Genomic DNA, 26,771 nt, shown 5'->3' on the forward strand with positions numbered 1-26,771 from the left:
TCATTGATCGAGCTCCGGAAAGAGGTGGTTTCCATCCCCGGATAGCGGCAGGTCCTTCACCCATAGGGCTGAGGCCGGATCAAGGTCGGCATACAAATGGGGAAACAACGCTCCACCACGGGATGGTTCCCACTTGAGCTGGTCACCAAGTGTGCCGTCGTCAAAGGCGGCGATCAGCAGCTCAGGAATATTGGCAAAGTGCTTTGAGGCTGTCTCGCGCACCTGTTCAGCGCTGGAAAAGTGAATGAACCCGTCGGCCAGATCGACCGGCGCTCCCTTGAACACACCTGCTTCAACTGCCTCCTGCCAGAGGGACCGTGGGACAATCTTAAAAATCAGGGTCATGTATGCACTCAGTTCCATTCACTCGTCTATCCCGATCCGCTGCTTACTTTTGGAGACAGCGCCGAGCTTGCGTGCTCACTACTACCCAACAGGGTCACATGGAACAAGTTGAGCAGCTCTTCTTTTGCCGAAGATTGACGATTTGGCAGGGAAAATCGGCACAGCTTTGAATTGAACTCTCGGAATTCCAAAAAACAGCTCGTATTATGTCGATGAGCCTGCAAAAACGAGTGACCCCGCAATGAAGCTCCGGCCGATTTTGGTGCCCGTAATTCTGCTGACTGCCTCCGGCAGTCTTGTTGCATGGCTATTGTTGAGCGATCCGCCTGTTTCTCCAGGTGAAAGCACGACGGAGACCACAAGCCAAAGCAATGTCGCAACGAAGGTTGAAGAAGAGCCTTCAAGCGCTGGAACAGAAAATACACCTCAAGAGACCGCATCAGCTGCCCCTTTGCCCGGCAACATCCGCAATGTTTCTCCAGACGGTGTTTCAGCACCCAGGGTCACAGGAAACCTCAAGCGCATCGAACCGTCAAAGCGATACCAGGAATTGAAGAACCCACCAGTCGAGCCCATCCCTGACGGCCCGCTTCACCTGAGACGGGTTCAGGTCCTGGACGGCGGGCATATCAGGTCAGACAAACTGACGGTAACGCTCGCCCATATCGTTCCGCTCGGTCGCGAAGAGACCTGCGTCTCCCGACTGGGCGGGACCTGGCCGTGCGGTGCGCGCGCGCAAACCTTCCTCAGAGGCCTGGTCCGCCAGTTCAAGGTGACCTGCAAGAAGATCGAGGAACTTGGTCCGCAACACATCCTGGCTTCGTGCTGGAGGGGCAAGTTCGACCTCAGTTCCCGACTGGTTCGATACGGCTGGGCAGAGCCGACGGCCGATGCCCCTTCGGAATTCGTCGAGCTGGCGCTTGCGGCCAAGGAAAAGAAAATCGGCAAGTGGCAATCCGAATGGCTTACCGAACTCCCCGCCTCCAATTGGGACAGCGATCCGAATGCGCCGCTGCCGGGTCTTGAAGAACTAGCGCCGGAGATCGTCGAATGGAGCGTACGGTCAGACCCCGAGCAGCCTTCTGAAAACAACTTCGACCCGGATGCAGGCCTCCTGCAGGGTACTCCGCTGCAATAATCCGGGACGCCCTTGTGAATTCAACCTTTTCACAGGGCACCATCCTGTCTACCGATGCCCTCTACTTTGCGCCACGCCTCTCATACCAAGGTATAGTAGGATTAATACGTATCACTTTACTCAACCTCTATTAGATATTTATTTACGCAGCAGGCTCAAATTCAAACAATATTCCCTCACCCGCCTCACGAGCCACCCAAAATGCGCGCAATTCATAATAAAAACACAGTAGAAGCTGACAATATCAACAAGTACCTGAAGTTCATGTCGGCCAGTGGAAGTAATACTGACATGGCTCAGAAAGCCTGGAAGTCTCTGCAACCTGCACTTCCTGGAATCCTGGACCGCTTTTACGACGACCTTCTTAACCAGGAGGAACTTCGTGAGAAGCTGGGACGCAACGGGGAAAATACTTCTCCTCTCAAGGGCGCCCAGACAAAGCATTGGGACTATATTTTCACTCATGAACCTGATCTTGAGTTCGTCGGACAGGCAGCGCGGATCGGACAGGCACATGTCCGTATCGGTTTGAAAGCCGAATGGTTGATGTCCGCATTCGGCCGCTTGTTGAACGAGGCCATTCCGGTCATCGTCAGGAAACACCGGTTCTCTCAATCCGCCATGATTGAAACACTTCAATCGGTCGTCACCCGTTTCTTCCTGGATATGATCCTCGCGCAACGAGCCTTTGAAGCCGAACAACGTCAACTAGAGGAAGTTGAAGAACGCGAGACGGTCGGTCTCATCAATCTGCGCACCACCGCCAATACCATTTGCGAGCTCAATGAGCTGGTCATGGCGATGGCATTGCTATCGCGCAATACGAAAGAGGCCAACGCCAACAGCCAATCAATTTCCACGGCTGCCGATGAGCTCGTGGCCTCGATTGGACAGATATCGGAAAACAGCGAAGGTGCTGCCGAGGAGGCGAACTCCACCAACGGAGCAGCCAAGGATGGGTTGGCAAAGATGGCGGCGGTTTCCGATGCTATCGGTGATATTGCTTCCACCTCGCAGCAGACATCCCGAAGCCTCACCGACTTGAGTGCGGCGGCCTCTCAAATCAGCGAGTTTCTGTCCGTCATTCAATCGATTGCCGATCAAACCAACCTTCTGGCGCTGAACGCCACGATCGAAGCAGCCCGGGCCGGCGAAGCAGGCAAGGGCTTTGCCGTCGTTGCCTCTGAAGTCAAGACATTGGCATCGCAGACCGGCAAGGCCACGGAAGACATCGCAAAGCGGATCGAGGCACTGACTGAAGGCATGCAGACCATCCAGTCCGCGATCCAGAGCTCTGAAAGTGCGATCAAGAACGGCGAGGAAGCCATCGGATCCGCCAACGAAATCATGCAATCCATCGACGGCATGGTCGGCACGGTTTCAGAGCGTGTCACCCAGATTACCGAGATCCTGCATCAGCAGAAGGAAGCCAGCCACGAAATTGCGCAGAACGTTTCCAGCGTCGCTGAATCCAACAGAAACACGGACCTTCAGCTAACCGACATGCAGAGGATCCTGCGCGAAAGCAACAACCATTTCGGTGAAAACGCGAAGTCGTTCTATGATGAAGATTCCGACAAATCGCTGGTAGAGATGGCTCGGATCGACCACGTTCTGTTCAAGAAGCGTGTCGTTGATACCGTAACCGGTCATGACGACTGGACGTCGTCCGCCATGCCCGATCACCACCACTGCCGTCTTGGCAAATGGTATGACGGCATCAAGAACGACAAGGTTCGGTCCCACCCTGCCTTCAAGAGCCTCGTTCAACCGCACAAGAGGGTTCATGACGCCGGACACCGGGCCTTGAGCGCTGCTGAAGACGGCAGGCTTTCGGATGCCTTTGAGGCGCTCGTGGAACTCGACAAGGCGAGTAACGTGGTTGTGGAAGGCCTCAAACAGCTATCTGCTGCCATGGATGGGGAGCTCAAGGACGCCGAGCCGCGCAGATCCCCCCGTCATTCTGCTGCCGGACCGGCAGAAGTGCATCTGAACGGCGGCAGACAGACCGTCGAGGTGGAAAACGTCTCTCGTAACGGCATCGGTGTAAAAGGGCTGGAAGGCAGCGAACCAGGCAAGACTGTCAGCGTGAACTTTCAAGGCAAGGAGCGTCTAGGCCGCACGGTCTGGTCAGACGGTGACACGACCGGAGTTCAGTTCTTCGGCGACAGCAAATAGACCAAATCTGAATGCCACAGAGTGAATGAAGACCGCGTCCAATCGGATGCGGTCTTTTTTGCGTGTTGAGGCGGTCGTCCGCTTGCAGTCGCCTCCAAAGTGAGCACGTGCCCTGACGGCCATAATTAGGCCTGAAACATGCCTCGTTACCCACCCAATGTGTTCACAAATCCAGCATTTTTTTCAACTTTGGTAACATCGCCATGAAATTCGCAACCATTTCATTCAGTTGGATTTCCGAGATTGGGGCTTACCATGATTTCAAACCGTTCAAAAAAATTCCTTTTCGTTTCAGCGGCATGTCTCGCACTGGCCACTGTTTCGGTGGTTGGGGTGATCTTCTGGCAAGTCGACGCGCGATCTACGGCAAGCAACTTTGCGACATCCAGCAGTGACAAGGGAAACGTTGACGTTGAGAGCACACACCGGACAATGACCGACCTCGCAGCGCAAAACGTTTCACCGGAGACATTACCGACACCTCTTTCATCTCAGGCGGTAACAAGAAACTCTGCTTCTGCCAATGGGGTCTCGGTCCTGGGGTCCGGCAACCTGGACGGATTGCCCTCCGAAGAAGTGAAGAGTAGCGGCGAGACCGTCAGAAACACAGACAAACTCAGAACGCGACCTGCGGACCTCGACCACAGCACGATCGCACAATTCGGTCCACCTAATTCAAAACCTTCTCCTGACGGCGCAAATGGAGCACCTGCTTTTTCCAATGAATTTGAAAGTTTTTTTGCGCAAGAGCCCACTTCATCGATCGTATCCCCCACAGAGAGACCGGAAAGAGCGACGGACAATCTGTATTCAAGCCAGATTGCAAGCCTTGTTGCGCCAACGTCTCAGATGCCGCGCGGGGAGCATTTCCCGGCAGCCGAGAGCAACTCACTCAAACGGGTTGCTGATGAACCGGTATCGACGCTTTCTGTCGACGTTGATACGGCCTCTTACGCGTACGTCAGATCTGAGATTCTCAACGGGAGGCGCCCCCAGAGAGACACGATCAGACCAGAAGAAATGATCAACTATTTCAACTATGCATATCCTGCTCCCGAAGATTCGGATATTCCCTTTACGACGAGCGTTTCGGTTGTTGAAACGCCTTGGAATCCGGATACACGACTCGTGCAGATCGGTCTTCAAGGTTTCACCGTACCGTTGGAAGACTTGCCTCCACAAAACCTGGTATTTCTGATCGACACATCCGGATCCATGTCCGATGAAAACAAGTTACCCCTGCTTCGCAAGGCATTCAGACTCTTGATTTCATCGCTGAGGGAAGAAGATACGGTCGCAATCGTCACATATGCCGGACAGGCAGGTGTTTTGCTGGAACCAACCTCCATTTCCGACAGCAAAAGTATCTACGGTGCTGTCAACTCACTCCATGCCGGTGGCAGAACAGCAGGACATGCGGGCTTGGAAGCCGCCTATGCGCTCGCGGACGCAATGCAGGAAAACGGAGGAAATGCGCGGATTATTCTGGCGACTGATGGAGATTTCAATGTCGGCCTTTCAAGCGTCGAAGCACTAACGCGCTATGTTGAGGTACAACGCAATAAAGGCATTTTTCTTTCGGTGTTGGGTTTCGGGCGCGGCAACTACAATGATGCGCTCATGCAAACACTTGCGCAAAACGGAAATGGCACGGCCGCCTATATCGACTCTCTTTCAGAGGCGCGCAAGGTTCTGGTTGAGCAGGTTGCAGGGTCCATCATGACCATCGCGCAAGACGTCAAAATGCAGGTTGAGTTCAACCCGGCCAATGTCGCGGAATACCGATTGATCGGATACGAAACCAGAATTCTGGATCGAGAAGATTTCAATGATGACAAGGTAGATGCGGGCGACATCGGTGCAGGTCACACTGTCACCGCAATCTATGAGGTAACTCCCGTGGGATCTCCCGCCATCAAACTGGACGACCTCAGATACGGACAAGACAAGGAAGTGCCGGAGCTGAAGGCTACAAACGCGTTTGCGGACGAGCTCGCATTCGTCAAACTGCGATACAAGCTGCCAGGAGATGTACAAAGTCATCTCGTTTCAACGCCCATAACAACCCGCTCTGCCGGCATCGCGCAAGGCGAGGCAATGTTCGCTGCAGCGGTTGCGGGTTTCAGCCAATTGCTCCAAGGCTCACAGCATCTTGAGAACTGGACCTTCAAGGATGCCGAAGAGCTGGCGAGGGCAAACATCGGCGACGACGACTTCGGCTATCGATCGGAGTTCCTTTCCCTGCTGGAACTCGCAGCTTTCGCCGAACATTGATTTGTCGGTCAGCAAGAAAGACCAGAGGCGGCATAGCTCATGCCGCCTCTGTTTTTCGGATTTCTATCAAACAGCCAGTTCGCCGGCCAGGGCCTTGCGGATCATCTCGCGCGTTTCCGAAATGCCGTACAGCGCGACGAAGGAACCGAAGCGCGGCCCTTTTTCCTGACCGAGCAACAACTGGTAGAGCGCGGAGAACCAGACAACGGATACGCCTGGACCGCCATCCGGACCTTTCTTTTTCGGGTCCTGGTACCGCTCGATCGCACGGGCAACATCAAGCACAGCGTCCTGAATGGCCGCACCATCCGCGTCCGCAGGCAGTTCAGCCAGCTTCGCATCGAGCTGCTCCAGGGCTGTCCGTTCAACATCATCCGGTGTCTTGAAGGACTTGGTCGGCTTGACGAAATCGTCGAAGTAACGGATCGCGTAACCAACCAATGCATCCAGTTCCGGATGGGTTTCAGCGGTCACGCCCGGTGCGTAGCGGGAAATGAAGGCCCACAGCACATCCTTGTTTTCCGCATTTGAAGCCGACACGAGGTTCAAAAGCATGGCAAACGGCACCGGCATGTCGATCTTCGGAATGTTTCCGGAGTGAATGTGCCAGACCGGGTTCTGCAGCTTCTGATCCACCGGCATCTGATCGTATTTCTGGACGAAGGTGTAGTATTCGTCCACCGCCTTCGGAATGACGTCGAAATAGAGCTTCTTGGCCGTCTTCGGCTTCTGGTAGTTGTAAAGCGCGAGGCTCTCCGGCGCGGCATAGGTCAGCCATTCGTCGATGGTCAGGCCATTGCCCTTCGATTTCGAGATTTTCTCGCCCTTCTCATCCAGGAAGAGCTCATAGACATAGTGCTCGGGAGCCTTGCCACCCAGAATGTTGCAGATCTTGTCGTAGATCGGCGCATTGGTCATGTGGTCCTTGCCGAACATCTCGAAGTCGACGTCGAGCGCAGCCCAGCGCATGCCGAAGTCGGGCTTCCACTGCAGCTTCACCTTGCCGCCGGTCACGGGCAGCGTGATATCCTCGCCTGTCTCGTCCGCGAAGGTGATTGTCCCGTCCTTCGCATTCACATCCTTCATCGGCACGTAAAGCACGCGTCCGGATGTCGGCGAGATCGGCAGGAACGGTGAATAGGTCGCCTGACGCTCTTCCCCGAGGGTCGGCAGCATCACGTCCATGATCTTCTGGTACTTCTCGGTTGCCCGGATCAGCACGTCATCGAATTTACCGGACTTGTAGTATTCGGTCGCACTGGCGAACTCGTATTCAAAGCCAAACGTGTCCAGGAACCGACGCAACATGGCGTTGTTGTGCGCGGCAAAGCTGTCGTAATCGCCGCCGAACGGGTTCGGTACGGCGCTCAGCGGCATTTGCAGGTAAGGCTCCAGTGCTGCACGATCCGGAACGTTTTCCGGGATCTTGCGCATGCCGTCCATATCGTCGGAGAAGCAGAGCAGCCGGGTCGGGATCTTGTCTTCCGTCAGGAGACGAAAGGCCGTCCGAACCATGGTCGTGCGCAACACTTCGCCGAACGTGCCAATGTGCGGCAGGCCGGACGGACCGTAGCCGGTTTCGAACAATACCGGTTTGCCCGGGTCCCGTTTTTCGATCCGTTTGACCAGTTTTCGCGCTTCTTCAAACGGCCACGCTTTCGATTTGGTGGCCGCCTCGACAAAGTCTTGCGAAAGGTCAAGCGGAGGCAGGGATTGATCGGTCATGTTCGAATATCGTTCTGTTGATTTGATTGGAAACGAAGCAGCATAGGCAGGTTTTCATGCCTTTTGGCCGTATGTTGCGGCGCGACACTAGAAAAGCGCGAGCCCACAGTCAATAAATTGTCGCAAGTCCGTGACTTGAAGCTTCAGCGCCAACCCTTTACACCGTTCGTTCAAATTGCCTTGAAACCGGCATAACTGGAGTTTGAATAGTGTCTATCAATGAGCCGATCAGCGTTCAGGAAGCGCTTATCTATGTCATGGTCATCGTGTCTGCATCCGACAATTCAATGACCGACAATGAACTGGCCACTATCGGCGACATGATCAAGATGCTGCCTGTTTTCCAGAACTATGACGGCAACAAGATCATTCCGGCGGCTCAGCGCTGTGGCGACATCCTTCAGGAAGACAACGGTCTTTCTCTGGTACTGGAGCTTGTCGGTGACGTGCTGCCGTCGAAGCTTTACGACACGGCCTACGCGCTTGCGGTCGAGGTGGCCGCTGCGGATCTGCACGTGGAACAGGAAGAGCTTCGTATTCTTCAGTTGCTGCGCGACCGTTTCAGCCTCGACAAGCTGACGGTTGCTGCCATCGAACGCGGTGCAATAGCACGCCACCGGACGGTTTGAACGAAATCACCGGTACCCGGCGAGGCATCGGCATGGTGACGAGATCAGGCGGAGCTCGATATGAGCTCCGCCTTTTTCGCATCAACGGAAGGTCATGCGGCTCATGACATCGTGGCCGTCGACCCATTTGTGCTTCACGACCGCTGCAACGTGAACGACCGCGACGAACAGCATCAGGTAAGCAAACAGCTCGTGCAGAAGCTCTGATACACCCTCGACGTTCAGCCCTCCCAGCATTTCCATGGTCGGGAAAATCTTGGGCATCGCCACTCCGAACCAGTGCACGCCATGCCCGCCAAAATCACTTTCCGCCCATCCGACGAGGATTACGAGAGCCGGCAGGAGATAGAGCGCAAAGTGTCCCAAATGCGCGCCGAGCTTTTCCCAGGCGGGAAACTCGTCAGGCAGCGCGGGAGGTGTGTTGAACAGCCTGATACCGATGCGCAGGATCAAGAGAAACAAGAGCGTCACGCCGATGGAAATGTGAAGCCCGAACAGCTGCTCCTCCAGAGCAGTATCTTCCGGAACGAGGTTGGCCATTGCAAAGCCGCTTGCCCACATGAACAAAAATCCCAAGGCCATAAGCCAGTGCACTACACGGGCCGAGAAAACGTAGCGATCCATTTGACTTCCAGTTGGTCGATTGAATTTGAGCGAGAACTGGAGATCCCGTCTTGAAATGGCCACCCGAAATACGCCAAGAAACCGCTTGCCACGTGAGCGGACGCTTCCAATTCGCGAGCGGTCACAGGTCGACCGCTGGCGAAGTTGCTGGTAACTTCGAAAGATGATGACGAGCGATCCTTCATCGGCCGGTCCTCATTGGCTTGCAGTGGTAAAAAACGTTGCTCTGACAGCACTCGTCGGCACCTGTATCGCGATGGTGCTGGAACCCGATCACACGGCCGGTCTGCCGGTCCTCGTAGCTTTCGGGCTGTGGTTCACTCATTTCTTTTTTGCCGCCGGGCTTTATCTCGCCTCGGTGAGGCTGGCCATGAAGGCCGGGCTTACCGAGTTGCGCGCGCTTATCGTGTCAGTGCCGCTCCTGCCAATCCTGTTTGCTCCCTTCTCGCTTTTTCTGGATTATGGATTCGGCAATCCCGACGAGGCAGCTCTGACCTTGTCCGGTTTCCCGATGCTTTACCTGGATGAAGTGGTCGCGATTGCTCCGCTGATGTTGCTGCTGGCAGTCATCGTGGCTTACCTGTTCCGAAAAGACCAAAGCCAACAGCTGGAACCGGCAATGAGCGAACAGGATGTTTCGCCGCAACCCGTTGAGCCATCTCCCCCGAAGTTGAGTGATCTGATCGAAGGTGTTTCGGCAGATCTTGGCGAAGACCTGATCAGAATGGCCGCCCAAGATCATTATGTTGAAATCGTCACGAACCAGGGCCGCGCCCTTGTCACCGAAAAATTTTCCGATTGCGTTGCAAAACTTGAACATTTCAATGGGATGCAGTGCCACCGTTCCCACTGGATCAGCCTTGCACACGTTCAGAATGTAGAGCGTTCGGGCAGTGCTTACAGCTGCCTGATGACCAACGGAGACCGGATACCCGTCAGCCGCAGACGATGGACGGACCTCAAGAAGCAACGCGCCGTCGACCGCATTTCCGCATCCCCTGCAAGCCTGACAACGAATGCGGCTCCAATTCGTTAAAATTGGAGTAACCTTTTTTCCGGTCCGTAAAGATCTGCAGCCCTATGACCATGCCGGGGAGCAGCGTCTCCGTGATTATCAAGCGTCACAATACGCCGGACCTGGCGCTGCGGGGTGTGGAGACCGGGAATGAGCAATTCCTCTTTCGGAAGTCACGTCAGTGTGCGTTACCCGCTGAGGCGGCATCGACAGCATGTCGCCATTCAGCAAAGGGCAGCACAACGCGCCCGGCGCGTTACCAGCGCCGCACAGCAGAAACCGGTTAACTGGGGTGCCCGAATGCTTTTGGCCCTCGGCGGCTGGATATTCGGAGTTGCAGCGGATTCTCTGGTACTGTTTGCGGAGGATCACTTTCATCTCGCCAAGGATCGTGATCCTGATCTTTTTGCCTGGGTTCTCGGAACAGGCTTTGCGGGACACGCGATATACGTGATCTTTGCAGCGCTTTTTGTTGCGCTGCTTACAGCCTTTGATCGCCAGAAATGGGTTCTCTGGCTTCTCATTGGGTTTGTCGGCGGCCTTGCGAGTATATGAAGCCCTGACGATACTGTCAGTTCAGGCTGCGGATGGCGTCCGGCAGATCGAGCGAAAAGGCCGGGATCATCACTTCGAAGAGTGTTCCGTCGGGTCGCTCCATGGAATAGGAGCCGGCCATGATGCCGTTGTCGGTTGAAAGCGGGCAGTGCGAAGAATATTCGTAAGTTTCGCCGGGCTCGATCACAGGCTGTTCGCCAACGACCCCCTCGCCGCTCACGATTTCCGAGCGGCCAAGACCATCGGTGATCTGCCAGTAACGCGATTTCAGCTGCACAGGCTCGGTAGTGCCGTTATGGATCTCCACCATATAGGCCCAAATGAACTCGCTTTCTTCCGGCTTCGATTCATCGTCCAGATAAAACGGTTCAACGGAGACTTCGATCCCATCGGTAGTGGCGCTATAACTGCCGGACACGGTTGTTCCTTTGCTTTCAGGCTGGAGCTTGCATGCTTCGATCCTGTTCTTTCAGGAGGCGCTTATAGGGCGAATGACGTAAGCGTGAAAGATACTTACTTGTGATTTCCGGAAGGATTTTGCATGAACACCGCTGAATTTACCAAAACCAAGTGCCCATCCCATGCTCGATGCCTGCCTTCGCCCCCTGATAGATCCACCTTTGAACCGGATGGGGCGGCAGCTGGCGAGCGCCGGAGTCAGCGCCAACAGCGTCACTCTTGTGGGTTTTGTACTCGGTCTGGGAGCTGCTGTCTCGATCGCTCTTGGTGAATTTCTGCTCGGATTTTTCCTGATTGCCTTGAACCGGTTCGCTGACGGGCTCGACGGAGCAGTCGCAAGAGCCGTTGGGAAAACGGATCTGGGCGGCTACCTGGACATCACGCTCGACTTCTTCTTTTACGGTGCCATCCCGCTCGCTTTCGCAATCCAGGCACCGGAAGCCAATGCTTTGCCCGCGGCGGCTCTCCTTTGCAGTTTCTACGCAAACGGCTCCGCCTTCCTGGCATTTGCAATCATGGCTGAAAGGCGTGGCCTTTCCACCGACAGGCAAGGAAAGAAATCGCTGTACTATCTAGGTGGGCTCGCTGAAGGCACCGAGACCATTACCTTGTTTCTGCTGATGGCCCTCTTCCCGCACTGGTTCCCGGTGCTGGCTTGGATATTCACGATAATCTGTCTCGTTTCGGCGGCTTCGCGAGTGCTCATCGGCGTAAAATCTCTTGACCGAGATGCCAGCTGAAGTTGTTGGTCCTAATAGTCAAAACGTAAACAGAATTGCCAAAATCGCTCGACAGAAGCCGAACGGGCAGATTTTTCCTTGCGAACGAAGCCGATGGAACGGGGCGCTTCCGGGCGCAAAGGCAATACACGGTAATTGCCCGAGTTTTCCGGCAGAGCCAACTCCGCGATGATTGAAACGCCGAGTCCTGCCTCAACCAGGGCCACAATCGAGTTCACCTGCAGGATCGTGTGAACCGTTTTCGGCATCTTACCTTCAGCCGCAAACCAACGCTCCACCATCGGGCCGCTGCCCCCCTTGGTCAGAACAAACGGGTACTCGGCCATCTCGGCAGCGCTCACGCCAGACCTTCTGGCCAGCGGGTGACCAGTCCCCATGATCGCAACAAGCTTGTCGGTAGTGACCGGAATGACGTCGAGCCCGTCTTCCTGCGGAACTGTCATGACCGCCATGTCGACAATTCCGTCTTCCAGCACCTGCTTCAACTCACCGTCGGGAAATTCCAGGATTTCCACCGAAATGCCGGGATAACGCCGCGCAAATGCTGCAAGCGTTCTGGGCAGGATCTGAAAAGACGCGGACGAACCGAACGATCCCAGACGGACGGTGCCCGAACGATTGTTTGCTGCTTCGTCCAAATTCTGAAGGACCTGCTTTTGTAACAGTCCGGCCCGTTCGGCGTAATCGGCAACAATTTGCCCTTCGTCAGTGAGGTTCAACGGCCTTGCTCCCCGCTGCAACAACGGCATCCCAAATCGTCTTTCCAGTTGGGAAATCCCTTTGCTGATGGCGGGTTGGCTTACGTTGAGCGACCGTGCGGCCTCGGAAACACTGCCCGTTTCCCGGATCAAATTGAGAGCCCGGGCGATTGTCATGGGAATGTCAGCTTCATTCATAAATCGACCAAATTTTATAACTTCAGGTTATTTCACTATGTAACACATGTCTGAGATTTATCGCACATCCTAATTCACTCTCCTTTCGGATGCGCTTCATGTCTCTAGAAACCTGGCTTGCCTTTGTCGCAGCTTCCCTCATCCTGACCGTGACCCCCGGCCCGAGCATTCTCCTGGGTGTGGTCCACTCGCTCAATTACGGCACACGCAAGACGCTCTTTACGGCTCTCGGTGACATTTCCGCCAACATGCTCCAGATGCTACTCGTCGCGGTGGGCCTCGGCATCGTGATTGCCAGTTCTGAACTTGCGTTCCAGGTGATCAAATGGGCGGGCGTCCTGACCCTGATCTACATGAGCCTGCGTCTCTGGCGCTCCGAACCCCGGCTGGAAGGCCTGCAAACTGACACCGCGAATGCCCATCCGATGCGGTTGTTCGCGTCCGGCTTTCTCGTTGCATTCGGCAACCCGAAGGCCTTGATCTTCTTCACTGCGTTTTTCCCGCAGTTTATCGATCCTTCAGCCGACCTCACGGGTCAGCTGATGGTCATGTGTCCGACGATGGCTGCGCTGGATTTCACTTTCGTCATGCTTTACGCGCTCGGTGCGAAGAGGCTGCTGGGCTTCCTGCGCAGCCATCCCAAGATCCTGAACAGGTTGAGTGGCGTGGCCCTGATGAGTGCTGCCGGTTTCATGGGAACGCTTGCCAGAGGCGGGTGACCGCTTTCGCGCTAAACGTTGCCTTCGCGCAGCTCCATCGCAAACCTGTCAATCCATTCCCGATTGGTCGCGTCGGAGAGTTTTGCCACAGGTGGTGCAATTCCTCGCGCCGCCTCGTGTTCAAATCCCAACGCGTCGAAGATGCGTATCAGCGCGGCTTCGGGGTCTGAAGAGAGTTCATCATAGGTTATTTGCAGGGGATCAATACGTTCCGCCGAGAACCATCGCGCCCATTCTGCTTCATATGCGTTCATTTGCCTGAAATGGCTGGCTATCAGCTCTGTGTCATAGACAGGGTCTTGCGGTTCGGAAAGTCGCTCCAGTTCCGTTCCATCCGCAGCCTTGTGCCAAAGACCGGATTGAGTGGCTTTCACGAAAGATACTGCCTGGGCGATCTTGTCCTTGCGCGTCAGGTGAATGAACAAGGTCTTGCCAAAAGCCGCTTCGATCCGGGCACGGTCAGTCGGCAACTCGGGATGCAGAACTTTCAGTTGCCTGGAAAAGAAGTCAAAGCTCTTCCTTTGCATCCTCAGGCCGAATACACCCGTCCCGTTGCTTCCCCGCTCTTTCGCAGCCTGAAAGATTGCCCGCAGTCTTTCCATGTCCCCGGAGAACTGCTCGGCCGTAAGGTCATAGGACTTCAGCCACTTGTCGAGTGAAGGCTCATGAAAATGAGAGTCCGGACTTCCCGCTTTTCCCGTTGCAGCAAGAAGTTTGCACAACAAGGTGCTGCCGCTTCGCGGCGAAGTGCAGATCACCAATGACTGAAAATTCGTCTCTTGTCCGGTCAATCTCACACCTTCCGTCCAGATGCCCAAGAAAACAGCCCGCCGGATTGCAGAAACCATCAGAGCGAAACTGGCATGGCACAGCATATTGGAGTTGCATAGCCTCAATCAGCGGGCTTGAAACATCAGAGAGTGCTGAGTGGCGCGGGGGCAACAGTTGTGCCCCGCCAAAGGCCTGGACACTGTTGCAGAGATGGATCATCAAACAAAAAACCCCGGCCACAAGGACCAGGGTCTGAGCTGCAATTTTTCTGATTGATCAGATTGCTCTGAGTGCTTTTTCGACATCTTCCAGAAGATCCAACGGATCTTCCAGGCCGACTGAGAGGCGCAGAATGCCATCGGAGATGCCGAGTTCTTCACGCGCTTCTTCACCAATCGACTGGTGAGTTGTGGTTGCCGGATGGGTAATCAGGCTTTTCGCGTCGCCGAGATTATTGGAAATCCGAATGATGTCCAACGCGTTGGTGAACCGGAAAGCGGCCTCCTTGCCACCCTCCATCTCAAAGGCAACCATTGTGGAACCACCGCTCATCTGGCGTTTGGCAACATCAGCCTGGGGATGATCATCCCGCCCCGGATACATCAAGCGGGAAATTTTTGACTGGCCAGCCAGGAAGTCGGCAATCTGGCCAGCGCTTTCGGTCTGGCGCGCGACACGCAGCGGCAGGGTTTCCAGGCCCTTCAGCAGCACCCAGGCACTGAACGGGCTCATGTGAGGGCCTGTGTGCTTGACGAAAGGCATGACCTCATCGGTGATCCACTCTTCATCGGACAACACGACACCGCCGAGACACCTGCCCTGCCCGTCAATGTGTTTTGTGGCCGAATAAACGACAACGTCGGCGCCAAGCTCTAGCGGCGACTGATAAAGCGGCGTTGCAAAAACGTTGTCGATGATCAGGCGTGCCCCGATGTTTTTGGAGATTTCGGCGACAGCCGCGATGTCGATAACCTCCAGCGTCGGGTTGGTCGGGCTTTCCAGGAACAAGGCCTTGGTGTTCGGCCGAACGGCGGCCTTCCACTGATCGATGTCGGTGCCATCGACAAGCGTGCTTTCAACACCGAAGCGCGGCAGCAGTGTCTCGCAGATGTAGCGACAGGACCCGAAAAGAGCCTTGGCGGCGATTACGTGATCGCCAGCCTTTACAGAGGCCATCAGCGCGAGGTTGACGGCAGCCATGCCGCTTGCGGTGCCTCGGGCAGCTTCCGCCCCCTCGAGCGCCTTGATGCGGTCCTCGAACATGGCAACGGTCGGGTTGGCGTAACGGGAATAGACGAACCCCGGGTCCTCGCCATTAAAACGAGCTTCGGCGGCTTCGGCACCGTTATAGACGAAGCCCTGAGTGAGATAGAGTGCCTCCGAGGTCTCACCAAAGGGCGACCGCGTTGTGCCGCCATGGACCAGCGTGGTTGCAGGGCGCCAGTTTTTGTTACCGGTCTTGGTGTTCTCAGTCATGTCTCGTTCGCTCCAAACGCAAAAAACCCCAGCCTCAAGACCGGGGTTCGCACCTCCGGCCTTTTTAGCAACTTGTTTAACGTGGCTGCAAGCCGGCCGGCCCAAATCACCACGAAGTGCGTTCCTCCTACGTGAAAACACCTCCAAGGTCAATTCATTTGGTGCTGGTCGTCCTTCACAAAAGAACTTTGGGAACGAGAATGCCTGTTGGCTGGAGCCCCTGCATCCGTTAAGGACTTTATCTGAACAATTTGCAGGTTAACTCGATGAACGTGGCAGCGGGTCAGGTCTTGAACGGAAGCGCAACTCTTTCAGCCAACGGCATCTTGCCGGAACGGATCATTCAGGCGATGTTCGCCGCCGGAGAGATTTCGGCAGCCGAGCCACCGGTTACCGGCCAGATTCAGCCGGCCAGCCTTGATTTGCGTCTTGGTCAGGTTGCCTATCGTGTTCGCGCCAGTTTTCTGCCCGGTCCTGACATCAAGGTTGCCGACCGGCTGGAGCAGCTGAAGTTGCACACGGTGGATCTGAAGGACGGTGCGGTTCTGGAAACCGGTTGTGTCTACATCGTTCCGTTGCAGGAGAGCCTTGCGCTCGCGTCGGATATCTCGGCAACGGCGAACCCCAAGAGTTCCACGGGCCGCCTCGATGTCTTCACACGTGTCATCACGGACAACGGCCTTGCCTTCGACACGGTTCCGGCAGGCTATACCGGACCGCTCTACGCGGAAATCTCTCCGCTGACCTTTCCCATTCTTGTGCGGACAGGTTCCCGGCTCAGCCAGATCCGTTTCCGCCGCGGGCAATCGCTGATCCCTGACAATGAGCTGGAACACGTTCACAAGACCCATACCTTGATGAGCGGCGGCAATGAGCGGATCGGAGGTGGCGTACAGCTGTCGATCGACCTGGAAGGTGGCGGCCCCGGCAGCCTGATCGGCTATCGCGCCAAGCAGCATTCCGGCCTGATCGATGTCGACCTGGTCGGCGCCCAGGACCCGCTTGATTTCTGGGAACCGATTTACCGGCGTCAGTCGGCGGAACTGATCCTGGATCCGGACGATTTCTACATCCTGGTCAGTCAGGAGGCAGTGCATGTTCCGCCCGACTATGCCGCCGAGATGGTTCCATTCGATCCGTTGGTCGGGGAATTCCGGGTGCATTATGCCGGCTTCTTCGATCCCGGCTTCGGTCATGTCGGCGCCGGCGGTGTCGGCTCGCGTGCCGTTCTGGAAGTCCGGTCCCACGACGTTCCGTTCATCGTGGAACACGGACAGACAATCGGCCGTCTCGTCTACGAGCATATGGCTGAACGGCCGGCGACGCTTTATGGCGAAGGGATCGGTTCCAACTATCAGGGCCAGGCTCTAAAGCTGTCCAAGCATTTCAGGGTTCCCTCCTGAAATCCGCATGGCCTTCAAGACAATCACGCGTGAATTCGAAGGATTTCTGGAGGACCGGAAGTCCCGCTTCCTTGCATTTCTCGTACCGGTAGATGCATTTGAAAGCCGGCTTGAAGAGCTGCGCAAGGAGCATCGGAAAGCCAATCACATCGTCACGGCGCACCGAAGATTGCTGGAGGACGGCCGGATTGAGGAAAGCGGCAAGGATGACGGCGAGCCCGCCGGAACGTCCGGCATGCCGACCTTACGCGTTCTGCAAGGCGCGGAACTGGTCAACTGTGCAGTTTTGATCGTGCGTTACTTCGGCGGCACCAAACTGGGCGGTGGAGGCCTTGCCCGAGCCTATTCGGGCTCCGCTCAGGATGCTATCAACAATGCCGAACTCGTCCCCTTCCAGAAGGTTCTGACCAAAAAAGTCAGCGCGGCATTTGCTTCGAGCTCGGATCTTGAGCGGCGGGTGGAAGGCTTGGGCCTGAAGGTCGTTTCCCGGGACTACAACGAGACCGGGGTCGACCTGATTGTTGAAGGGCCGGAAGAGGTGCTTTCAGAGCTTTGATCTGCGATCTCGACTGGTTTCGACCTCATCACTCAACGATCACCGCTGCACCTTCCCGGCGATCATCTCCAATACTCGAAAACTGGCCTGCACTGCCGAAAGATACGGCATGCACACCACCAAAGAACATGTTCTTTTCCGACCAGATGCGATGGTCGGGGAACAGGCTTTTCAACTGCGTGATCCCGCCGTCGTTTTCAGACGCCTCTACGTCCAGGTGCCCGTTCTCGATGTGGAGCCGAGACGCACGGACGGCTTCCTCAAGTTCGGCATTTGCGAGACACATGCGTGCGACGACCTGGAAGATTGCCGAACGGATCCTGTTGGACCCGCCTGATCCGAGTGCGATCAAACGTCCGTCCGGCGCATCGATCAAGGTCGGACACATCATGGACGCAAGCCTCGTATCCGTGGGCCAGTCTGTTGAACCATGCGGGTTTACGTCCTCTTCTCCGAGGATGTTGTTCAGCATGAAACCGTAGCCGTTGACGATTTCACCGTTCCCGGTGCCGTTCGATACAGTGACCGAACAGGCATTCCCCTGAGCATCGACCACAGAGATATGTGTAGTCCCCTTTTGGCGCATCGGACGTTCCAGGAGCTTGGCGAGGTCCCCGCGGGCTGACAGACGCGCCTGATCGGTCGCGTGAAGTGCCCTGGCCATACCGGGCATACCGCAGCTGTCCAGATGCGTGAGCGCGTATCGGATCAGCGTCCCGCACGCGGCCGGTGGTGGATTGAGGAAAACCGACGCCCCGCCGACAGGAACGATTAGCGGCTCCCGCGCCTCGACTTTGTAGCCTTCCAGGTCTTCCCGGGAAAGATGGCCGCCATCGCTCTGCTCTGCCAGCACCTGGTCGGCGATACTGGTTTGCAGCCAGTCCGCGCGGGCCAATTCGCAGTACAAATCGGCAATTCCGGAATTGTAGAAGATCGATCCGGCAGCAGGCAGTTCATCGGAAGGTGCGAACAGATTTCGCGCCGGCGTTGTTGCGGTCAAAATCGGCCGGACAACTGTCGACAGATAATGCTGATAGCTGGAGACGCGGTGCCCGTTTCTACCTGCATTGATTGCCGGAGCAAAAAGATCGGCCAGCGGCAGCGTCCCGCCACTTTCATGAAGCGCCGTCAAACCGGCGAAAAAGCCCGGTGCCGCAACAGTTGCGGGTCCGATATGGAAAACCTGAGTAGCCGATCCGAAGTCAGCTGTGATGCTCCGATATCCGCTGGAGCAATCACCACGTTTTTGCCGGGGCGTTTGCGGGAAAAAGTCGAGCAGTGTCGTGTTTCCGCTCTGCCCGTTGCGGATCATGGCAAAGCCGCCGCCACCGGGAGACGCCAGAACCGGCTCGCACACGCATGCCATGGCGAGCGCAGCAATCGCCGCATCAAAGGCGTTTCCGCCTTCGCGCAACATTTCAGCTCCCGCCTCCGCCGTGAGCCGATGCCCCGCTGCTATGGTGCCTTTTGGGTTCCTTGCCATATCTTCTGACAAATCATGCGTTTATCGAAAACGCAAGCGCAGTTGCCTCACGTCGAACGTTCGACGACTTTGCCCCGCAACTCCTTCAACTCGGCTCTGAGTGCTTTCACCTCTTCCAGGATCAGGCCCGTGTCATCATGGATCGCCTGCCGGTTGGCATCGGCTTCGGCGTCGTGCTCCTCCTGCATCGCCGAGACGATGATACCGATGAAAAGGTTCAGGACGGTAAAGGCTGTGCACAGGATAAAGGGAACGAAGAACAGCCAGGAAAGCGGATAGACCTCCATCACCGGCCGGACGATGCCCATGGACCAGCTTTCCAGCGTCATGATCTGGAAGAGCGTATAAAGCGAAGCCCCAAGGTCGCCGAACCAGTCCGGGAACGTTTCCCCGTAGAGTTTCGTCGCCATGACGGCAAAAACGTAAAACACCAAAGCCATCAACACGACGATCGACCCCATTCCCGGCAGCGCTGCGACAAGGCCGCCGATGACGCGACGCAGGGAAGGAACGACAGAAATGAGGCGCAGTACACGCAAGATGCGCAGCGAACGAAGCACCGTGAAGGCACCGCTGGCAGGCATCAGTGATATTCCGACAATCAGAAAATCGAAGACACTCCACGGATCCTTGAAGAAACTGAGGCCATGTCCATAGAGCCGCAGGATCAACTCAACAACGAAGATGCCGAGGATCACTCTATCGAAGAACAGCAGAATTCCACCGATCTGTTCCATCACTGCCGGACTGGTTTCGAGCCCCAGTGTCACAGCATTCAAAATGATTATGCTGATGATGCCGATTTCCCACCTGCGCGAGGTGACCAGCGCCTTGACCTGATTTCGCATTCAACTGACCTGGAGTTAAAATTATCTGACGCGCGTACTCACGCGCCGGCGCGAACATGGCGATTTATCCCTCAAAGCGCAAGGTCAAGTGCCGTGGGAAAACAGGAGTCCCCAGCTTGACAGGCATGGCAAGTCGGCGCAGAAAACATTCTTGGCCAAGCGGGTGTAGCTCAATGGTAGAGCAGAAGCTTCCCAAGCTTAAGACGGGGGTTCGATTCCCCTCACCCGCTCCAGTCTCAGCCAGTTCCGCTGCATGAAGAGCGGAAGATATTTCCCAAAAAACAAATGCTTGCATGTCATGGCAAGGCTCTTTGCGAGAGGCCATCAGTGCGCCTTGAACCAGGCAAGCGTGACCCTCGAAAAATGAAGTGGCGGAGACACTCTCCGCCACTCTAAAATCGGCTAAACTCAGCCTTTATTGAAAGAAATGTCGCTTCCTGCCCGAGAATGCCTGGAAGCAAAAATGATTTGGGGCTTAAAATTCGCACCCCGCTCTGCAACTCGGCAACGGCTGGTTCGAAACAAGACCCTCCGCGGTTCCGCAGACACTCAAACGGTCGGAAATCCGTCAATCACATTGCGATAAAAGGCGGCGATATCTTTCGAAGCTTCGAGATCCGGATGCAACTCGTCTGTCCAGCGACCGCGAACCATCTTGCGAATATCGACCACCACGACATTCGAACACTGCTGCTCGACCTCATCCAGCACGGCATAGAAGCGATCCACCAGATATGTCAGCACGCCGGCAATCAGTTCCCGGTCGGTCTCGAAATCGTAGTTTCGCTTCAAGAACGGCTTTCCAAACCAGGGGCCGGCTGCATCCGCGACCGGATAGTCGTAGCCGTGGACGAGAAGCTGAGTCTGCGGTGAGTTCGATCTTACGTATTCCGCGATCTCCAGATAGCCTTCCTTCAACCTTTCCATCGTCGCTTCCAGGCGATCCAGATCCAGCAGTTGCTCGGGCTGATTTTGCCCTGACAGGGCATGCTTCTCCTTGAGCAGCTTTGCCAGTGCTGAACCACCAAGAAACTCGCTGCCGCCGCCGGAAAAGATGAAATAGTCGAACCGGCCGGTATCGATGTAAATTCTGAATGGCTTTTCCTCAACGATCCGGTCGACGGTATGTCCCGGCCAGGCGGTGCTGACTGTCTGGTAGTACCCTTCCAGGATATCAAAGAAGGTCTTGTTGTATCCGAGGAAGCGGGAAACCTCGATCAGGATGTTGATCCAGGAATCACCCCCGGCACAGATCCGCACCGGCGACTTTCTGACCCTCAGGGCGTGTGTCTCTTCACCTTTTCCCGATGCCGCCCATTCCACGGCAATCTGTTCCTGGGTCAGGGGAACCCGATTGTCGTCAAAGATGTGATAGACGAGACACCTGTCCGGGTTTTTCTCGTATCTCGTGTTGTTCAGCACCGTTGCTTCCAAAAGATCCGCAAACATGACGACCACCAGACGATTGAGTTGCATGCGAGCGAGGAAGTGAAATTGCGGACCCGACCGGACGCTGCTCCGGAGTGAGGTCGATGGGGCTCACTTCCTCGAAAGAGGGTTCGGAAGACTGAATTTAAAAAACCGAGTGCATTTGAAACATCTTGGACAGATCCGGAACGGTTCTACCGCTCCACCTGAATTGATGTAAAACCTCAAACTTCAGGCTTGCGTCGCCCAATTCTTCTCTAATGAAGAGGCGTATATTTCAGATCTTTTAAATCTTTTTTCTCGGAATAGCTGAATTAATATCAGTTTGTCTTCCCTTTAATTTATGCACAGTGTGAAATCACATGACTTTGCCCCTCGCTCGCTCTTCGATACATGGGATTATATAAATTTCCGGGCTGGTAAGCTCGTGAGAAAAGCGTGAATTCCGCAGCGGAATTGAGCAAAAAATTGGGGCCCGGAAAACTCCGGACCCTGCCTCATTCAACATGTTCCGGCCAGTTACAACACGAGATGGCCACCCAGCCTTGCACGCTCTTCACCTGTCAGGCCCGGCAATTCGATCGTCTCGATGATCGAGAGATAATTGTCCGCCTCGGCATTCCTGACCTCATCTTCGGACCGGCTTGCAAAAGCCTCCGCAAGCCGTCTGGCAACCAAGGGAGCCGCTACGCTCGTGCCCTGGACCACGACATACGACCCGCTTCGCGTGCCCGCACCGATGATACCGGGATTGATGCTCGAGCGGTCGGCCGGAGCAGTACAATCGACCTTGCCAACCGAGCCTGCGGATCCGATTTTTCCGGCAGCGCTGAATGTCGAAGCGATCGGCTTTTCAACATCCCATTGCGCTTCAGCCGAAGGCATGCAGCCTGAAACAATCAGGGAAGTACCGCCAATCGCCATACCATTGATCGATCCGAACCGTCTTACATGACTGTCCGTCCCGTCGCTTTGCGCTTCACCTCCCCGATCATCAACGATCCGATAGTCGGGGTCGCTCAAGTAGCTCTGCCTATTGCCTTTTCGAAACGCTTCCAGATCAACATCGCGCTGTATCCAGAAATAGATCGGCAGATGATCCTGTGCAGCATCGGTGCCGCGTTTCAATGTGATCTTCCAGTCGCCTGAAGGAGCAGCGGGAAGGTCCGGCTCATCGGGCTCTGTCGGCGCCAGGGCGACAAGAACACGCCAACGGTTGCTTGAGCGGTAATTGTCGAGACTCAGTTGGCCAACAACAACCTTTCCAGCCTGGTTATCGAGCTGAATCACCTGGAAATTTCGAGGATCGCCATCCTGATAATCCGGGTCAGGCTTGAGTAGCATTTCGGCATTGGCGCTTTTGAAAGGGCCCTCAATCCCAACTGAATAATCACCTGGGTCCAAGCCCTCGGGAAACCAGATTTCAAGATAGTTGGAGGTGCGGTCGGTTGGCTGAACTCTCCACGTAAATTCAAACTCTCCCTTCTTGAAGTCATTCGAAGTGACTTCGCCATGAAGGCGGTCCTGGAAGGTGTTTCCCGATGGAAGGACAACCGCTGTCGGGCGCCCCAGTTTGCGGCGTTCACGCACGACCTCATCGATGGCAGCCTCCAGAACGGACGTTCCACTATGCGGCCCTGCGGAAAATCCGTAACTGCAGTTTATGGTGACGCGAATGTTGTTCACGCCGTACCCGGCACCAATACGTTCAGCCCGTTCAAGAATGTAGTGCACTGCGGACAGCATATACATGTCCTTGCCGAAGCTGGACGTATCCCAGGGGTAAGTATTGGGAAGTTGAACCGCGATGAGCCTGGTTTCTTCCGCGGGCACCTCCGATTTGTTCGGATCACAGCCGGCGGCGATATCCATGACATGCGCCCCATGCGTTGCAATCCGGTTGATCGCGGCCCCGGAACCGAACTGATCTGACGATGCACCAGCTGCTGCATAAAGAGCATCTTCGTCGTCGTGGTTCCGAATGAGCGCTTCAATCTCCTTTCGTGTGTATTCCTGCCCGAACAGAACGCTTGCATCATCCGATGCGGAATTTTTCGCGGCTGACTGCAGCCAGCAAAACTCCATTCGGGACCGCTCGCCGTCCGCACTTCGGAAATTTCTGTGCGCGAACGGAATTCCGTCATCGATCACCGCCAATACGTTGATCGTCTTTCCTGGCGGGCAGCCCCCGGAGACCTTGGGATCGGGCGACCACTCAGGTTCTGCAGGGCAAGTCCCTGCTCCTTCGTGCATTGCCGAGGGTTCGACGGGAAAGGCAAGGCGGAACCGGGATTTATCTATTCCTTCCGCAGGCAAGACTTCACGCAGACCGGCCCCCAAGCGCTCGAGCGTGATCCCTTTTCGTGACCGGTTTTCGACTACAATTGGCCAAAACCTGAGCGGGACGTTGTCGCTTCGTCCCCACATTGTGGGAAACCACATTCGACGTTCCGGCAAATTGCCCGCGCCCGTTACAGATTCTGCTGTCTTGGGCGAAGGGTGTTCGGCGAGAGCGGTCAAGAACTTGATGTCTTCCCTGCGATACGCGGAAAACGCATAGGGTTTGCCGATGCCAAAATTCCAGGCTTCGTAGGGGCCAAGATAACTCTTGAGCGCAGCAGTGACCAAGCCGCTGCTGTTGTCCGGGCTGAAGTCATTCATGACGTTTCATCCCTGCTTACAGGTCAAATTCGCCAACAGCTCTGTCCCAGAGCCATTTGAAATTCGCGCTTTCGGCAACCTGACAATTCTGAAGTTCACTTACACCGTGATCCTTCCAGTCAGGGTCCTTGTACATCGAAAGCATAAAGTCAGACTCGGCCTTGGCTTCATACTTCAGGCCGGTCATCACCTGCGAAACTCCGCACTTGTTCAAAATGATTTCGCCAACCATCTTTCCGAGCAAAGCGCCCGCCCAGCTGTCGACGGGATAATGAACACCGGCCACGGTGCGGCTGACCGCAATCCTTTCCGCCTGCTTCCTGAGCAACCTTTTGCGTTTATCCGGGTCCGGATAATGGGATTGTGATGCGTCAACAAGTCCCTCAAGCACACGGGTGACCGCAAAGGCTTCCGTTGCATGCGCACTCGGGAAACTTCCGTGGCCCGGTGTCGGAATCATTGGCAGAACGGTCGCCCCAATCCGGTCCGGTCGGCGGATCGCCAGATGATGTTTGACGATCATCGCGACATGGGCCGCCAAAACCTGGGTGACCGTGATCAGTTCCAATGTATTACTATTGCGAGCAGAATTGAGTCCGAGGATCATTGCAAAGTAAGGAGAGGGAAATCCAAGTTGTGAAAGGATTTCCGGTGTTCGTTCAGGTCGCTGGTCCATATAGGAACGAACATATTTAAGCTGTTCTTCGAACACAGCGGCATCAGGTCGCACAACTTCATAAAAAACTTGAGGCGCGCTGCCCGTACGCGACCTGTATGCCAAAGAAACAATCTCGTCCGAATCTGAGCTAATTTCCCATTGTAGTTCACTCAAAAAGTCGCTGAGATAAAGTGATGCCCTTACCCAATCGGCCCAAACGCCTAAATTCTGAACTGAAGAGAAGTCAAGCTCTCTGGAAGCGTGCGGGTTTGCGTTACCTGCAGCATGGCTTATCGCTTGTGCGCTGTTTTGAAGTCCCTGTACGGTAAGTGGATCAGTACCTGAACCTCCCCCTGCTCCTAGCAAGCTCCCTAGTCCGGAAGCATTCAAACCGCCAAGCCCTCCGAGGCCTCCTAATCCACCCAGTCCACCGAGACCTCCTAGTCCCCCCAGTCCACCTAAACCACCTAAACCACCTAAACCACCGAAATAAGCCACACTGCCCTCCTATAAATCAGGTTATTGAAAACCAACTGCACGTAAAGCACGAGCGACATTCTTTCCGCTCTGGTAGTCTGCGGCTGGATGTGCACTCATATATTCATTGACTGAAAAGTTCGGCTGCCTGCGTCGGAGCTCGTTGCCTACTTCCACTGCTTCGTCGGTCCGATCCAGAAAGTGTAATGCCGTTATCTTGGCGCGGAGCGTCGACAAATGGCGCTTGTTTTGCGCTAAGGAATTGTTGGCAAAACTGAGAGCTCTTTCATAATCTTCCGCGGCGAGATAAGCCGTCGCACTCAAGCAATCGAAAAAGTATTTAAAAGGATCGATCGGGGATAACTGCCGCGCCTTGTCGGCAGCATGTACGGCGGAATTCCCTGAGTCCTGGAATGCAAACAACGCGCTGCGCAACAACCACGACAATGATTCATTAGGGTTTTGACCCAAAGCTTTTTCATAGCGATCGGAAGCAGCATCAAGCCTCCTTAGCAAATTATTGTGCGCAAATCCGTCAATGGTCAGCGAAAACGCATTCTCCGGATCAATATCCAGTGCTCTTGCGGTATTCCCAACTGCACTTTTGGTATCTCTTGACGGGTCGGAGCTCCAGCCGTTTATGACACTCAAAACGTGCCACTTACCCCTCCAAGCGTACACCTCTGCAGCCTGTGGTGACCGAGTTATAGCCTCATCAAGCAACTCGCGCGATTTCGCGAAGTCACGCAAAGTTGCCTTGTGCATCAGGCTGACACCCGCCATCAGGAGCCGATGATCGGCTATTTCGCTGATCGGACGACCGCGGACGTAAGTTAACGTGTCGGAGGCGATCGCATTGCCGACCGACGTGACGATGTTGTTGAGACCGTACGCTGGATCGCTGACGAATTCCTGCAATGTGCCGCTGAATTGCCGCGTCCACAGAATGCGCCCCGTTTCCGCATCCAGAAAGTCGACATCTGTCACGACCTGATCGCCAATCTGGCGGATGCTGCCGCAGACGCAATAGTCGACACCAAGCTTTGATCTGACGACCTCGATATCTACGCGGCGACCCGCCAGCGTGCGGCTCGACAAATGCGAGATCACCGCCAGTAGATTTGTGCGCGACAGCGAACGGCAGATTTCCTCTGCGAACCAGTCACCAAGCACCGTGAGCTCGGGATTGCTCTCGATGCTGAGCAATGGCATCACGGTCACGGTTGGAACCGGCGGCCTCGGCAGGGAAGCGGACGGTGCCCGGAACAGCGCATGTATCTGTTCCGGGTTGTTCCTGATCGCCTCAACCCAGTCCAGAAACTGCGGCTCGAGAATATCAAGCCCTTCCAGGAACACGCCCTGACCGGGCTGCCCCGCGAAAGTGACATTGCTCAAATTGAGCGTTACTTCGGAGTTGTTGGTTGTGATCAGCTCGGCAAAGTAAGGGCCCAGGGCGGATTTGATGTCGGAGAGCGCGCGGCGCAGGCTTTGCCTACCCGTATCATAGCAGGAGGCGCCCCAAAGCGTTTCCTGAAGGAAGGTCCGGCTTCGGCAGCCATGCGGAGCCGTTGCCAGCAATGCGAAGATGGCACGGTGCTTCTTGCCCGTAATCTCGAACGCTCCCGGTTCAAGAGAACGCACGATGCAAGATCCGAAAAGATTTATCTCCAATGTCCTAGCGCGCATGCCCCATCGCCTCGACAAAAATGCGTA

The 26,771-nt window shown here is 55.5% G+C and carries 23 protein-coding genes, 1 tRNA gene and 1 riboswitch; of the genes, 11 read left to right on the plus strand and 13 right to left on the minus strand.

The features are described 5' to 3' along the window. Nucleotides 1-363: a DUF952 domain-containing protein gene (locus tag ABLQ08_RS04580; RefSeq protein ID WP_352939936.1), complete on the minus strand. Its 363-nt coding sequence runs from the start codon at nt 361-363 to the stop codon at nt 1-3. A gap of 223 nt (nt 364-586) precedes the next feature. Here ABLQ08_RS04580 and ABLQ08_RS04585 point away from each other — a divergent pair, with 223 nt between their 5' ends. From ABLQ08_RS04585 to ABLQ08_RS04595, 3 genes are all read left to right on the plus strand, one after another. Continuing rightward, the gene (locus ABLQ08_RS04585; protein WP_352939937.1) at nt 587-1,483 is read left to right on the plus strand and encodes a thermonuclease family protein; all 897 of its coding nucleotides are present in this window, start codon (nt 587-589) and stop codon (nt 1,481-1,483) included. 201 nt (nt 1,484-1,684) lie between these two features. Continuing rightward, the gene (locus ABLQ08_RS04590; protein WP_352939938.1) at nt 1,685-3,661 is read left to right on the plus strand and encodes a methyl-accepting chemotaxis protein; all 1,977 of its coding nucleotides are present in this window, start codon (nt 1,685-1,687) and stop codon (nt 3,659-3,661) included. A gap of 432 nt (nt 3,662-4,093) precedes the next feature. Then, a complete protein-coding gene (locus ABLQ08_RS04595) occupies nt 4,094-5,935 on the plus strand; it encodes a vWA domain-containing protein (RefSeq protein ID WP_352939939.1) in 1,842 nt (613 codons plus the stop codon). Between the two features lie 66 nt (nt 5,936-6,001). On the opposite strand, the gene ABLQ08_RS04600 is transcribed toward ABLQ08_RS04595, so the two are convergent. Then, on the minus strand, nt 6,002-7,660 hold the full coding sequence (locus ABLQ08_RS04600; protein ID WP_352939940.1) for a lysine--tRNA ligase: 1,659 nt from the start codon (nt 7,658-7,660) through the stop codon (nt 6,002-6,004). Nucleotides 7,661-7,875: 215 nt separating this feature from the next. Between ABLQ08_RS04600 and ABLQ08_RS04605 the strand changes: the two genes are divergently transcribed. After that, entirely contained in the window at nt 7,876-8,289 is a 414-nt protein-coding gene (locus tag ABLQ08_RS04605; RefSeq protein WP_352940515.1) for a tellurite resistance TerB family protein, read from the plus strand. An 81-nt stretch (nt 8,290-8,370) separates the two neighbouring features. Here the strand turns inward: ABLQ08_RS04605 and ABLQ08_RS04610 are convergent, their stop codons facing one another. Continuing rightward, the gene (locus ABLQ08_RS04610) at nt 8,371-8,913 is read right to left on the minus strand and encodes a cytochrome b (RefSeq protein WP_352939941.1); all 543 of its coding nucleotides are present in this window, start codon (nt 8,911-8,913) and stop codon (nt 8,371-8,373) included. Nucleotides 8,914-9,076: 163 nt separating this feature from the next. On the opposite strand from ABLQ08_RS04610, the gene ABLQ08_RS04615 reads away from it, so the two are divergent. Then, a complete protein-coding gene (locus tag ABLQ08_RS04615; protein ID WP_352939942.1) occupies nt 9,077-9,949 on the plus strand; it encodes a LytTR family DNA-binding domain-containing protein in 873 nt (290 codons plus the stop codon). Between the two features lie 129 nt (nt 9,950-10,078). Further along, on the plus strand, nt 10,079-10,483 hold the full coding sequence (locus ABLQ08_RS04620) for a hypothetical protein (RefSeq protein WP_352939943.1): 405 nt from the start codon (nt 10,079-10,081) through the stop codon (nt 10,481-10,483). A gap of 16 nt (nt 10,484-10,499) precedes the next feature. Here the strand turns inward: ABLQ08_RS04620 and apaG are convergent, their stop codons facing one another. Then, a complete protein-coding gene (gene apaG, locus ABLQ08_RS04625; RefSeq protein WP_352939944.1) occupies nt 10,500-10,901 on the minus strand; it encodes a Co2+/Mg2+ efflux protein ApaG in 402 nt (133 codons plus the stop codon). Nucleotides 10,902-11,064: 163 nt separating this feature from the next. Between apaG and ABLQ08_RS04630 the strand changes: the two genes are divergently transcribed. Then, complete coding sequence (locus ABLQ08_RS04630) at nt 11,065-11,682, plus strand: CDP-alcohol phosphatidyltransferase family protein (RefSeq protein ID WP_352939945.1); 618 nt, start codon at nt 11,065-11,067, stop codon at nt 11,680-11,682. Between the two features lie 11 nt (nt 11,683-11,693). Here the strand turns inward: ABLQ08_RS04630 and ABLQ08_RS04635 are convergent, their stop codons facing one another. Then, nucleotides 11,694-12,578 (minus strand): LysR family transcriptional regulator, encoded by an 885-nt coding sequence (locus ABLQ08_RS04635; protein WP_352939946.1) that lies wholly within the window; start codon nt 12,576-12,578, stop codon nt 11,694-11,696. 98 nt (nt 12,579-12,676) lie between these two features. Here ABLQ08_RS04635 and ABLQ08_RS04640 point away from each other — a divergent pair, with 98 nt between their 5' ends. After that, nucleotides 12,677-13,297, plus strand: coding sequence for a LysE family translocator (locus ABLQ08_RS04640; RefSeq protein ID WP_352939947.1), 621 nt, complete (start codon nt 12,677-12,679; stop codon nt 13,295-13,297). An 11-nt stretch (nt 13,298-13,308) separates the two neighbouring features. Here the strand turns inward: ABLQ08_RS04640 and ABLQ08_RS04645 are convergent, their stop codons facing one another. Next, nucleotides 13,309-14,088, minus strand: coding sequence for a Stf0 family sulfotransferase (locus ABLQ08_RS04645; RefSeq protein WP_352939948.1), 780 nt, complete (start codon nt 14,086-14,088; stop codon nt 13,309-13,311). 256 nt (nt 14,089-14,344) lie between these two features. Beyond that, entirely contained in the window at nt 14,345-15,544 is a 1,200-nt protein-coding gene (locus ABLQ08_RS04650; protein WP_352939949.1) for an O-succinylhomoserine sulfhydrylase, read from the minus strand. Between the two features lie 43 nt (nt 15,545-15,587). Beyond that, a riboswitch (SAM riboswitch) is annotated at nt 15,588-15,667 on the minus strand. 143 nt (nt 15,668-15,810) lie between these two features. Here ABLQ08_RS04650 and ABLQ08_RS04655 point away from each other — a divergent pair. Both ABLQ08_RS04655 and ABLQ08_RS04660 read left to right on the plus strand, forming a co-directional pair. Further along, nucleotides 15,811-16,947 (plus strand): 2'-deoxycytidine 5'-triphosphate deaminase, encoded by a 1,137-nt coding sequence (locus tag ABLQ08_RS04655; protein WP_352939950.1) that lies wholly within the window; start codon nt 15,811-15,813, stop codon nt 16,945-16,947. Nucleotides 16,948-16,954: 7 nt separating this feature from the next. Continuing rightward, entirely contained in the window at nt 16,955-17,503 is a 549-nt protein-coding gene (locus ABLQ08_RS04660; protein ID WP_352939951.1) for an IMPACT family protein, read from the plus strand. 28 nt (nt 17,504-17,531) lie between these two features. Here the strand turns inward: ABLQ08_RS04660 and ABLQ08_RS04665 are convergent, their stop codons facing one another. After that, complete coding sequence (locus ABLQ08_RS04665; RefSeq protein ID WP_352939952.1) at nt 17,532-18,920, minus strand: gamma-glutamyltransferase; 1,389 nt, start codon at nt 18,918-18,920, stop codon at nt 17,532-17,534. A gap of 113 nt (nt 18,921-19,033) precedes the next feature. After that, complete coding sequence (locus tag ABLQ08_RS04670) at nt 19,034-19,834, minus strand: ion transporter (RefSeq protein WP_352939953.1); 801 nt, start codon at nt 19,832-19,834, stop codon at nt 19,034-19,036. 159 nt (nt 19,835-19,993) lie between these two features. On the opposite strand from ABLQ08_RS04670, the gene ABLQ08_RS04675 reads away from it, so the two are divergent. After that, nucleotides 19,994-20,067 (plus strand) — tRNA-Gly (locus tag ABLQ08_RS04675). A gap of 316 nt (nt 20,068-20,383) precedes the next feature. Here the strand turns inward: ABLQ08_RS04675 and ABLQ08_RS04680 are convergent. The 4 genes from ABLQ08_RS04680 to ABLQ08_RS04695 form a co-directional block, all read right to left on the minus strand. Beyond that, nucleotides 20,384-21,283, minus strand: a complete 900-nt coding sequence (locus ABLQ08_RS04680; protein WP_352939954.1) for a hypothetical protein — start codon at nt 21,281-21,283, stop codon at nt 20,384-20,386. Between the two features lie 498 nt (nt 21,284-21,781). After that, nucleotides 21,782-23,923, minus strand: a complete 2,142-nt coding sequence (locus ABLQ08_RS04685; protein WP_352939955.1) for a hypothetical protein — start codon at nt 23,921-23,923, stop codon at nt 21,782-21,784. Between the two features lie 16 nt (nt 23,924-23,939). Further along, the gene (locus ABLQ08_RS04690) at nt 23,940-25,079 is read right to left on the minus strand and encodes a phosphatase PAP2 family protein (RefSeq protein WP_352939956.1); all 1,140 of its coding nucleotides are present in this window, start codon (nt 25,077-25,079) and stop codon (nt 23,940-23,942) included. Between the two features lie 21 nt (nt 25,080-25,100). Next, nucleotides 25,101-26,699, minus strand: coding sequence for a hypothetical protein (locus ABLQ08_RS04695; RefSeq protein ID WP_352939957.1), 1,599 nt, complete (start codon nt 26,697-26,699; stop codon nt 25,101-25,103). Between the last annotated feature and the right edge of the window lie 72 nt (nt 26,700-26,771).

This window comes from Roseibium sp. SCP14, from assembly GCF_040329475.1.
In the GTDB taxonomy this organism is placed as follows: domain Bacteria; phylum Pseudomonadota; class Alphaproteobacteria; order Rhizobiales; family Stappiaceae; genus Roseibium.

Coding starts and splice junctions, on each gene's coding strand:
- ABLQ08_RS04580 (WP_352939936.1), bottom strand. CDS start 363: ATGGAACTGAGTGCATACATGACCCTGATTTTTAAGATTGTCCCACGG.
- ABLQ08_RS04585 (WP_352939937.1), top strand. CDS start 587: ATGAAGCTCCGGCCGATTTTGGTGCCCGTAATTCTGCTGACTGCCTCC.
- ABLQ08_RS04590 (WP_352939938.1), top strand. CDS start 1,685: ATGCGCGCAATTCATAATAAAAACACAGTAGAAGCTGACAATATCAAC.
- ABLQ08_RS04595 (WP_352939939.1), top strand. CDS start 4,094: ATGACCGACCTCGCAGCGCAAAACGTTTCACCGGAGACATTACCGACA.
- ABLQ08_RS04600 (WP_352939940.1), bottom strand. CDS start 7,660: ATGACCGATCAATCCCTGCCTCCGCTTGACCTTTCGCAAGACTTTGTC.
- ABLQ08_RS04610 (WP_352939941.1), bottom strand. CDS start 8,913: ATGGATCGCTACGTTTTCTCGGCCCGTGTAGTGCACTGGCTTATGGCC.
- ABLQ08_RS04615 (WP_352939942.1), top strand. CDS start 9,077: ATGATGACGAGCGATCCTTCATCGGCCGGTCCTCATTGGCTTGCAGTG.
- ABLQ08_RS04620 (WP_352939943.1), top strand. CDS start 10,079: ATGAGCAATTCCTCTTTCGGAAGTCACGTCAGTGTGCGTTACCCGCTG.
- ABLQ08_RS04630 (WP_352939945.1), top strand. CDS start 11,065: ATGCTCGATGCCTGCCTTCGCCCCCTGATAGATCCACCTTTGAACCGG.
- ABLQ08_RS04635 (WP_352939946.1), bottom strand. CDS start 12,578: ATGAATGAAGCTGACATTCCCATGACAATCGCCCGGGCTCTCAATTTG.
- ABLQ08_RS04640 (WP_352939947.1), top strand. CDS start 12,677: ATGTCTCTAGAAACCTGGCTTGCCTTTGTCGCAGCTTCCCTCATCCTG.
- ABLQ08_RS04650 (WP_352939949.1), bottom strand. CDS start 15,544: ATGACTGAGAACACCAAGACCGGTAACAAAAACTGGCGCCCTGCAACC.
- ABLQ08_RS04655 (WP_352939950.1), top strand. CDS start 15,811: ATGAACGTGGCAGCGGGTCAGGTCTTGAACGGAAGCGCAACTCTTTCA.
- ABLQ08_RS04660 (WP_352939951.1), top strand. CDS start 16,955: ATGGCCTTCAAGACAATCACGCGTGAATTCGAAGGATTTCTGGAGGAC.
- ABLQ08_RS04665 (WP_352939952.1), bottom strand. CDS start 18,920: ATGTTGCGCGAAGGCGGAAACGCCTTTGATGCGGCGATTGCTGCGCTC.
- ABLQ08_RS04670 (WP_352939953.1), bottom strand. CDS start 19,834: ATGCGAAATCAGGTCAAGGCGCTGGTCACCTCGCGCAGGTGGGAAATC.
- ABLQ08_RS04680 (WP_352939954.1), bottom strand. CDS start 21,283: ATGTTTGCGGATCTTTTGGAAGCAACGGTGCTGAACAACACGAGATAC.
- ABLQ08_RS04685 (WP_352939955.1), bottom strand. CDS start 23,923: ATGAATGACTTCAGCCCGGACAACAGCAGCGGCTTGGTCACTGCTGCG.